This window comes from Vannielia sp. (assembly GCF_029212645.1).
Lineage (GTDB): Bacteria > Pseudomonadota > Alphaproteobacteria > Rhodobacterales > Rhodobacteraceae > Vannielia.
The window spans coordinates 1-9,145 of the sequence record NZ_JARGND010000071.1; the positions used below are offsets into that span (position 1 = coordinate 1).

At 63.7% G+C, this 9,145-nt stretch carries 11 protein-coding genes, 1 other RNA gene and 1 pseudogene; 5 read left to right on the forward strand and 8 right to left on the reverse strand.

The window, feature by feature from the left end:
* Positions 1 to 404, forward strand: a 404-nt coding sequence (locus P1U55_RS14940; protein ID WP_301048428.1) for a Bax inhibitor-1/YccA family protein, incomplete at its 5' end; no start/stop codon positions are given.
* 105 nt (positions 405 to 509) lie between these two features.
* Here the strand turns inward: P1U55_RS14940 and P1U55_RS14945 are convergent.
* From P1U55_RS14945 to gatC, 7 genes are all read right to left on the reverse strand, one after another.
* The gene (locus tag P1U55_RS14945; protein WP_301048429.1) at positions 510 to 1,061 is read right to left on the reverse strand and encodes a GNAT family N-acetyltransferase; all 552 of its coding nucleotides are present in this window, start codon (positions 1,059 to 1,061) and stop codon (positions 510 to 512) included.
* A 131-nt stretch (positions 1,062 to 1,192) separates the two neighbouring features.
* On the reverse strand, positions 1,193 to 1,360 hold the full coding sequence (rpmG, locus tag P1U55_RS14950; protein WP_012179442.1) for a 50S ribosomal protein L33: 168 nt from the start codon (positions 1,358 to 1,360) through the stop codon (positions 1,193 to 1,195).
* Between the two features lie 117 nt (positions 1,361 to 1,477).
* Positions 1,478 to 1,833: RNase P RNA component class A (gene rnpB / locus P1U55_RS14955), an RNA gene on the reverse strand.
* 69 nt (positions 1,834 to 1,902) lie between these two features.
* Positions 1,903 to 2,589 carry an N-acetylmuramoyl-L-alanine amidase gene (locus P1U55_RS14960; RefSeq protein WP_301048430.1) on the reverse strand — a complete coding sequence of 229 codons (687 nt, stop codon included), beginning with the start codon at positions 2,587 to 2,589 and terminating at the stop codon, positions 1,903 to 1,905.
* 49 nt (positions 2,590 to 2,638) lie between these two features.
* Positions 2,639 to 3,361: a hypothetical protein gene (locus tag P1U55_RS14965; RefSeq protein WP_301048431.1), complete on the reverse strand. Its 723-nt coding sequence runs from the start codon at positions 3,359 to 3,361 to the stop codon at positions 2,639 to 2,641.
* Between the two features lie 32 nt (positions 3,362 to 3,393).
* Positions 3,394 to 4,875: an Asp-tRNA(Asn)/Glu-tRNA(Gln) amidotransferase subunit GatA gene (gene gatA, locus P1U55_RS14970; RefSeq protein WP_301048432.1), complete on the reverse strand. Its 1,482-nt coding sequence runs from the start codon at positions 4,873 to 4,875 to the stop codon at positions 3,394 to 3,396.
* 4 nt (positions 4,876 to 4,879) lie between these two features.
* Positions 4,880 to 5,167 carry an Asp-tRNA(Asn)/Glu-tRNA(Gln) amidotransferase subunit GatC gene (gene gatC, locus P1U55_RS14975; RefSeq protein ID WP_301048433.1) on the reverse strand — a complete coding sequence of 96 codons (288 nt, stop codon included), beginning with the start codon at positions 5,165 to 5,167 and terminating at the stop codon, positions 4,880 to 4,882.
* A gap of 123 nt (positions 5,168 to 5,290) precedes the next feature.
* Here gatC and P1U55_RS14980 point away from each other — a divergent pair, with 123 nt between their 5' ends.
* Positions 5,291 to 5,962 carry a metal-dependent hydrolase gene (locus P1U55_RS14980; protein WP_301048434.1) on the forward strand — a complete coding sequence of 224 codons (672 nt, stop codon included), beginning with the start codon at positions 5,291 to 5,293 and terminating at the stop codon, positions 5,960 to 5,962.
* 189 nt (positions 5,963 to 6,151) lie between these two features.
* Here P1U55_RS14980 and P1U55_RS14985 read toward each other — a convergent pair whose 3' ends face one another.
* Positions 6,152 to 6,604, reverse strand: coding sequence for a nucleoside deaminase (locus P1U55_RS14985; RefSeq protein WP_301048436.1), 453 nt, complete (start codon positions 6,602 to 6,604; stop codon positions 6,152 to 6,154).
* Between the two features lie 80 nt (positions 6,605 to 6,684).
* Between P1U55_RS14985 and P1U55_RS14990 the strand changes: the two genes are divergently transcribed.
* The 3 genes and pseudogenes from P1U55_RS14990 to P1U55_RS15000 all read left to right on the forward strand — a co-directional run.
* A complete protein-coding gene (locus P1U55_RS14990; RefSeq protein WP_301048437.1) occupies positions 6,685 to 7,470 on the forward strand; it encodes a pseudouridine synthase in 786 nt (261 codons plus the stop codon).
* 140 nt (positions 7,471 to 7,610) lie between these two features.
* Positions 7,611 to 8,094: pseudogene (locus tag P1U55_RS15900) on the forward strand (DDE-type integrase/transposase/recombinase).
* Positions 8,095 to 8,652: 558 nt separating this feature from the next.
* The coding region (locus tag P1U55_RS15000; protein ID WP_301048440.1) for an AMP-binding protein at positions 8,653 to 9,145 on the forward strand (493 nt) is incomplete at its 3' end.

Here is a 9,145-nt window from a genome sequence, read left to right on the forward strand (position 1 = left end):
GGATCTTCGCCGCTTTCACCGATTTCTCGATCGCCCAGGTGTTCCTCACCACGTCAGTCGCCTTTGCCGGCCTGTCGCTCTGGGGCTACACCACCAAATCAGACATCTCCGGCTGGGGATCGTTCCTGATCATGGGCGTCATCGGCCTGATCGTGGCTTCGCTCATCAACCTCTGGCTGCAAAGCCCGATCATGATGTATGTCGTCTCGATCCTCGGTGTGCTGATCTTCGCAGGCCTCACCGCCTACGACACGCAAAACATCAAGAACACCTACATCGAGCATGCGATGCACGCGGATCAGGAGTGGCTTGGCAAAGCGGCCATCATGGGCGCGCTCAGCCTCTACCTCGACTTCATCAACATGTTCATGTTCCTGCTTCAGTTGATGGGCTCGCGCGAATAAGCGCCGCTCACCTGACACCACATTCAAAGGGCCGCTCCACATGGGGCGGCCCTTTTCCTTTGCCCAAAGCACCCCGGCCACCCGCGTGCCCCCGCGCCGAAAGCCTCACATCTCAAGGCACATCTGCACGGCGGGAAAATCCAGCCCCGGCGCCAGCGTCAGCGTGATCTCCCCCTGCGCCACAAAACCCAGCTTGGCGTAAAAGCCCTGCGCCGTAAGGGTCGAAAAGCACAACATCCGCCGCACCCCCGAGGCCTGCGCCCTGAACAGCGCGTGCTCCATCAAAACCCGTCCCACGCCCTTCCCGGCGCGGTCAGGCGCGGTCGCCACCTGGCGGATATGCCCCACCTCCCCCGGCCCCGTTGCGCCCCGGCCCGGCGGATGAAAGGTCCAGCCTCCGGCCGCAAGCAGCCCATTCCCGCAGTCCGCCAAATAGTAGCTCCCCGCGTTCAGCAGCGCCGCGCGAGGCCGGGTGATGAGCGGCACCGCCTCGCGCAGAAGCTCAGGCGTGTAGTCATCCACCAGCAACTGGCTGTAAGAGGCCGTCAACAGCCGCGCCAGCGCCTCCCTGTCGCCCATCCGGGCGGGCCTGATGGTGAAGGGCGGCAAGGGCGGCGGTGAGGCGCATCCGGGTGCGGCATCCTGTGGGGCAATCATGGCGAGGTCTCCTTACTGGCGTATCAGGGGGAGGCTCTCGCGGCGGGGTCTGGGGGGTGTTCAACAAAGAAAAACCGCGCGAGCCTTGGGGCGTCGCGCGGTTTTCACATCTTGGGTAGCTGGGGAGAGGCTTACTTGATCTTGCCTTCCTTGTACTCCACGTGCTTGCGCGCGACAGGGTCGTACTTGCGTACGACCATCTTCTCGGTCATCGTGCGGGCGTTCTTTTTGGTCACATAAAAGTGGCCAGTATCGGCGGTGGAGTTCAGCCGAATCTTGATCGTGGTTGGTTTGGCCATCTTAATGTCTCCTGCGGGGGGAACGCGGCTTGGCGCTCCACAGATGTAGCATGAAACCGCCTTTTACTGGCCTCGGCGGGTGAGTCAACCGCTGGCTCGCGGTTTTGGCCAGATATTTTGCGCGGATGGCCTGTAAGCCGGATTCTGTTCGCTCTTGCGAGCGCGGTGACCATTCATCTCAGGCGCATGTTGCCATGAACCCTCTAGCTGCCAACCCGAACCTCAAGACCGAAGCGGCCCATGCGAGGCTCCTATTTGGCATTGCTCCCGGTGGGGCTTGCCTTGCCGGTCCTGTTGCCAGTCCCGCGGTGGGCTCTTACCCCACCGTTTCACCCTTACCCGCATCAGCGGGCGGTCTGTTCTCTGTGGCGCTCTCCGTCGGATTGCTCCGCCCGGGCGTTACCCGGCACCGTTGCTTCGTGGAGTCCGGACTTTCCTCGAAGGTTGCCCTCCGCGGCCACCCGGCCATCCGCGCAATTGCCCGCATAGGCAAGAAGGCCCTGCCGGTCAAGCGCCGCCCCCGCCAACTCACATCGCCGGCTTTACACCATCGCGCCCAAGTCCACCGGGTAGCGCGCCGCCAGATCGGCCATGCGGGCACAATCCGTGGCATCGAATCCGCCCCTGGCCGCGGGTCTGAAACGGCTGCGAAACGCCTCCAACAGGGTGTCAAACGGCACATCCGCTCTATAGCCAAACGCCCGCGCATCCTGCATGAACCGCGCCTCATCGGCGCCGCCCGTGCCCTGCGCCTCACTCCACACAGCCAGCCCCTGCCGCGCCAGCGCCTGCCAATCAAAGCGGCGCCCCGGATCAATCTTGCGCCCCGGTGCCACATCCGAATGGCCCAGCACCCGCTCCACCGGCACCGCCCAGCGCTCACGGATCGCGGCCACCAGCGTTTCCACCGCCCGCATTTGCGGCCATGCGAATGGCTCGACGGAGGTGTTCACGATCTCGATCCCGATCGAGCGTGAGTTCACGTCAACGCAGCCGCCCCAGCAGGCCGCCCCTGCGTGCCACGCCCGCATCTCCTCTGGCACCATTTGCCAAACGGCGCCTTCGGGGCTGATCACATAATGCGCCGAAACCTGCGCCTCGGGGGTGGCGAGCCACTCCAGCACCGCACGGGTTTCGCCCATCGCGGTATAATGCAGCAGCACGCTATCAGGCAGCGCCCCATCGCGCCGCTCACCCATGTTGGGGGTGGGAAATTGCTCTATCTGCATTCACCCGCGCTCCGCATTCTTTGCGAAAATCCGCGCCTTTGGGCCAAGCTCAGCCCTTGGCGGCGCGAAAAGGCCGGGGATCCCAGGCGCAGGCAAAGCCGTCTCCATCGGGGTCAACGCCCAGCTTGTCGCGCTGCGGCCCACCGGCCTTGAGGAAGGCGGCTTGCGCCAGCGCGGATGAGGCATAGCTGCCACAGGCGCGGTCATAGCGCCGCTGGGTGGTAAAGCCCCGGCGATACACCTTTTCTCCGGGGGCATTGCTGGTGCTCAGCGCGTATTCCGCAAGGTTCGGGCCGGTATCTTGCGGGCGGCTCGGCAGGGCCGTGACCGGGGCCTGCTGATACTGTGCGCGCTGGCGCTCAATGCGCTGCGCGTCGCTTTCGATAGATTCGCGTGACGATACCGCCTGAAAATCCTGCTCATCAGAAATGCTGGTGCCGCTGCGGGCCGGGGCGGCTGGCGTGGCGGTGTCACGCCCCAGAGCGGCGTTGATCTCTGCGGCAGAGGGCGCACCCGTGGCCGGGCCGGTGCTGGCCACCGTGGCGAGCGGCGCGTTGGTTGGCGCATTTATCGGGGCGTTTACAGGCGCGTTGACCGGCGCATTCGCAGGTGGCTGGCGTCTGGGGCTGGCCAAGGCCGCATCCCGCGCTCGCTGTGCGCTGTAGCTTTCATAATCGCCAAACCCAACGCCATCACCGCTGTCAGGAATTGCCGGATCGCATGCCGCCAGGGCGACGCACGCCGCAAGGGATAGCCAAACCCGCATGTTCATCACTCTCTGCTCTGCCTGTGTTTTCAGGCCTTTTACCACCATTTCGCCGGTTTGGAAACAAATCCGGCCGCTTGTTCCAGCGCATAGGCGGTGTTGAGCAGATCGCCCTCTTCCCAAGGACGCCCAATCAGCTGAAGCCCAAGCGGCAGGCCGTTGCCGCTCAGCCCGGTCGGCAGCGCGATGCCGGGCAGGCCCGCAAGGTTCACCGTTACGGTGAACACATCGTTGAGATACATCTGCACCGGGTCGGCCTCGGCCATCTCGCCCAACCCAAAGGCCGCAGACGGCGTGGCCGGGGTAAGAATCGCATCCACACCCGCCGCGAACACCTGCTCGAAGTCCTGCTTGATGAGGGCACGCACCTTACGGGCGCGGTTGTAATAGGCATCGTAATAGCCTGCGGAAAGCACATAGGTGCCCACCATCACCCGCCGCTTCACCTCGGCACCAAAGCCCTCGGCGCGGGTCTTTTGATACATTTCCTCAATGCCGTCGCCCTGTGCCAGCTTGGCGCGGTGGCCAAAGCGCACGCCATCATAGCGCGCAAGGTTCGAAGACGCCTCGGCAGGGGCGATCACATAATAGGTCGGCAGCGCGTATTTGGTATGCGGAAGCGAGATATCGCGGATCTCGGCCCCTGCTGCCTTCAGCATATCGGTGCCCTCGGCCCAAAGCGCCGCAATCTCTTCGGGCATCCCCTCCACCCGGTATTCGCTGGGAATGCCGATGACCTTGCCCTTGATATCGCCGGTCAGCATCGCCTCAAAATCCGGCACCGCCAGATCGGCCGAGGTCGAATCCTTGGGGTCATGCCCGGCCATGGCCTCCAGCATGATCGCGCAGTCGCGCACGCTCCTGGTCATCGGCCCGGCCTGATCCAGCGAGGAGGCAAAGGCGATGATACCCCAGCGGCTCACCCGCCCATAGGTGGGCTTCAGGCCGGTGATCCCGGTGAAAGCGGCAGGCTGGCGGATCGAGCCGCCGGTGTCGGTGCCGGTTGCCGCAAGGCACAGATCGGCGGCCACAGCACTGGCCGAGCCCCCCGAGGAGCCCCCCGGCGTAAGCTGGCGCTCGCCATCGCGCCACGGGTTCACCGCAGTGCCATAGGTTGAGGTTTCGTTGCTGCTGCCCATGGCAAACTCGTCCATGTTCAGCTTGCCCAGCATCACCGCACCCGCGCCAAAAAGCTGGCTGGTCACGGTGCTCTCATACTCCGGCTTGAAGCCATGCAAAATGGCCGATGCCGCCTGGCTCTCCACCCCCTTGGTGCAGAACAAATCCTTGATCCCCAAGGGGATACCACACATTGAAGGGGCGTCGCCCTGGCCAATCCGCGCATCAGCGGCCCGCGCCTGCTCCAGTGCCAGCTCTGGCGTGTGATGCACAAAAGCGCCCAGCGCTTCGGCACCTTCAATCTCGCTCAGGCAGGCCTCGGTCAGCGCAACCGAAGTCACCTCACCCTTGCGCAACGCATCGCGCGCCTCGGCAATTGTCAGTTTGCTCAGTTCAGACATGCGCTTACTCCACCACCTTGGGAACGGCGAAAAATCCCTCGCGGGCGTCTGGCGCATTGGCCAGAATCGCTTCCTGCTGCCCCCCGTCGGTGACAACATCCTGCCGCCGTTTCAGCCGCTGCGGCGTGACCGAAACCATCGGCTCCACGCCCTCTACATCCACCTCGGAAAGCTGCTCGATGAAGCCGAGGATCGCGTTGAATTCCCCCGCCAGCGCGGGCAGTTCGTCCTCCGGCACGGCGATCCGGGCCAGATGCGCTACGCGGCGCGCGGTCTCGATGTCTATCGACATGTCTCACTCCTTCGGGTGTCTCGCTCGCTCGTTTATCTCCCGCGCGGATGCGCTGCAAGCGGTGGACGCGCCCTTATCGCTGCACTACCTTCCCGTCGAAACAATCATTCCGGAGATACCCCCATGAAACTCATCTGGCTCGGGCACGGCAGCTTCAGGTTGGAAGCCGCCGAAGCGGTGATCCTCATTGACCCCTGGCTTACCGGCAATCCCTCCTTCCCCGAAGACCGCCACGCCGAGGCGCTTGATGGCGCAACCCATGTGCTGTTGACCCACGGCCACGGCGATCACATCACCGGTGTGCCTGACATCGCCAAAGACGCGGGCCTGCCGGTCTACGGCATGTTCGACCTGATGGAAAAACTCGATGGCGTTGATGCCAATGGCTTCAACAAGGGCGGCACCGTTGATCTGGGCGGCGTCGCTGTCACCATGGTGCCCGCATCCCACTCCAACACCTTGAACGGCGAGGCCGCCGGTGCCGAAGTTGGCTATATGCTCAAGGCCGAAGGCCACACCATCTACTTTTCCGGCGACACCACCATCATGGCCGATATGGAATGGATGGGCGCCTACCATGAGCCCGATATCGGCGTGCTCTCTGCCGGGGGCTATTTCACGATGGACATGAAAGCCGCCGCATGGGCCGCCGCCCGGTATTTCGATTTCAAAACAGTGATCCCGATGCACTACAAAACCTTCCCCGCCCTCGAGCAAGACGCCGAAGAGCTGAAAAAGGGCCTGAAGGGCGTTGATGTGATCGAACCGGAAGTGCTGGTCGCGATCGAATTCTAGGCCACCACCGGGCGAAGACCGGCTGAAAGCCGTGATGAGCCGCCCCGCGGCTCATCACTCACCCGCGCCCTCTCCCGTTGGCAATCGCCACGGCGGGAAACGTCGCTCCGGAAAGGCGTGATGAAGGCACAGCCGCTGCCCGGCCGGGTCACGCACCCCTCAAAGACACGTAAACCAAAGCCCTCGATCTCACCCCCGCCGCCCGGCAAAAAAACCCTTGAGCAAGGCCACCGCCTCCGCGTCGCCAATCCCGTCATAAACCTCCGGCACATGGTGCGCCTGCGGGTGCGAAAACACCCTTGCCCCATGCGCCACGCCGCCGCTTTTAGGATCACTCGCGCCGTAATACACCCGGCCAATCCGCGCCGCCGCAATCACCGCCGCACACATCGCGCAAGGCTCCAGCGTCACATAAAGATTATAGCCCACCAGCCGCTCGCTGCCCGCCGCCGCACAGGCCGCGCGGATCGCCAGCATCTCGGCATGGGCCGATGGATCGGCCAACTCCCGCGTGCGGTTCCCGGCCCGCGCCACAACCTCACCGCCGGGCGACACGATCACCGCCCCCACGGGCACCTCTCCGCGCTCGCCCGCCGCCCGCGCCTCGGCCAGCGCTGCCTGCATGTGGCTCGTAAATTCCATGCCATCTTCCCTGCCCCGCGTCCCCGCCTTTGGCAAGCCCCACCCTTGGCAAGCCCGCGCCCCTCGCCTATGCCACCCCCATGAGCACCACCCCTCCCCCCGGCGACCGGATCGCCAAGGTTATCGCCCGCGCAGGCCTCGCCTCGCGCCGTGAAGCCGAGCGCATGGTTGAAGCAGGCCGCGTCACCGTGAACGGCAAGCGCATCGACAGCCCGGCCCTCAACGTCACCGAGGCTGACGCGATCGTGGTCGATGGCAAGCCCCTCACCGCCCCCGAGCCCCCCCGCCTCTGGCTCTACCACAAGCCCTCCGGGCTGGTGACAACAGCGCGTGATGAAAAGGGCCGCGAAACGGTGTTTGACAGCCTGCCCGAGGAGATGCCCCGCGTCATGTCGGTCGGGCGGCTGGATATCAACTCCGAGGGCCTGCTGCTGCTCACCAACGATGGCGAGATCAAGCGCAAGCTTGAACTGCCTTCCACCGGCTGGACCCGCAAATACCGCGTCCGCGTCCATGGCACCCCCGAAGACAGCACCCTTGAGCCGCTGCGCAAGGGGATCTCGGTCGAGGGCACCCGCTTCCAGCCGATGACCGTCACCCTTGATCGCCAGCAAGGCGCCAACGCCTGGATCACCGTCTCGCTGCAAGAGGGCAAGAACCGCGAAATCCGCCGCGCGATGGAGGCCGTCGGCCTCGCCGTCAACCGCCTCCTGCGCGTCTCCTACGGCCCCTTCCGGCTGGGTGAGCTGAAGGCAGGCGAGGTGGAAGAAATCAAATCCCGCGTGCTGCGCGACCAACTGGGCCTCGCCCCCGACATGCAACCAGCCCTCACCCCCAAGAAAAAACCCCAACGCCGGCGGCGATAGCACGATAGTCTTCCCAAACCTCCGAGAGCGCTAAATACAAATCAATGAAGGTACAGCCTCGTCCTAGGATCAGGACGGCTCCGTTGCATTAACTCAGAGGAAGTCGCAGGCTCCGCTTGTTTGTGATGGCGGAGCGGTCGATGGCACAGCGCAAGAACCCGTTCAAACGGCATCGGTTTCCTTGTGAGATTATCCTGATGGCAGTGCGCTGGTACTGTCGCTACTCGCTTTCGTGCAGGGATGTGCGTGACATGCTGGCTGAGCGTGGCGTGACCGCCGATGCCTCGACGATCCATCGCTGGGTGCGCAAGTTCGGCCCCGAGCTTCGCAAGCGGGCTTATGGCGCTCACCGTACTTGGCGCGGGCTGCGCCCGGATCGGGCCGGAAGACACGATCCGGCATGTCGATCGCAAGTAGCTCAACAACCGGATCGAAAGCGACCACGCCTCGCTAAAGCAGCGACTTCGCCCTATGCGCGGCTTCCAAACCTTGGTCGGCGCCAAGGCGGCTCTCGCTGGCATCGAAACTTTCCGCACCATCCGCAAGGGGCAGTTTGAAAACTGCCAGATCGGCGTTGCCAACGAGATCGACTTCGTGGCTGACCTCTTTCTAGAAACCGCGTGAAAGACACCAGAACCGGCTTTCAACGTGTCGAGAAGGGCCCATCAGGACGGACGATAGGTCTACGATCCGAATTCCAGATAGCGCACCCATGAAAACTCCTGATATTGTACATGTATATAGACGGATATGGCAAAATTATGCATTGAAGCGGTTGATGGTAAGCCATTTGTTTGATTGTATCCGAGGGCCGCTTATGACCCCCAGACGTTAGGATAAGGCAGAGTGAGCACATGGATGCCGTCGTCTGCTGAATGACGCGAAGAGGCGCGCGGTGCGGGCGCCGTCTCCGAGGGCGGGCCGGCGGACGGCAAGGGGAGAATGGCATGTCAAAGTCGGGGATCTGTATCGTTGGGATTGGCCACGCAGCCTTTGGTCGCTTCGATGGCCGGACGGCGGAAGGGCTGATCGCAGAGGCCGCGCGTGGGTGTCCTGCGGGAATTGGGCGTTGCCGAAACACACGGCTGTTTTATCATGCGCCGGAGTCCGCTGCGGATGCGCTGGCAGACAGTACCGTAGCGAATTACGCTAGCGTGCTACAGGCCGGATGGGGGTAGACATATGAATATCGCAAACTGGCTGGATGCCTCTGCCCGACGCACACCGGATGCGCCCGCGCTTTTCTATGGCACCGAGCTGCACTCGGACTATCAGGGCTTTGCCGCCCGTGCGCGGCGCATCGGCGAGGGGCTCGCCCGGTATCATGGCATCGGCCAAGATGATCGCGTCGCAGTTTTTCTGAAGAATTGCCCAGAGGTGTTGGAACTGATCTTCGGCATCTGGTGGATAGGGGCGGCGGCGGTGCCGATCAACGCGAAACTGCACGCAAAGGAGGTGGCCTATATCCTTGAGGACTCCGGTGCGGGCCTGCTCGTATCAGACAGTGGCGACATAGGCGACGAGGCCGGCAGCAGGCACTGCCCCGAGATCGCGCTTGGCGGCGCGGAGTGGCAGAACCTGCTGGAAACCGACGATTGCGCAGGCGCTCCCCTGGCCAGGGGCCGGGACGATCTGGCCTGGCTGTTCTATACCTCGGGCACCACGGGGCGGCCCA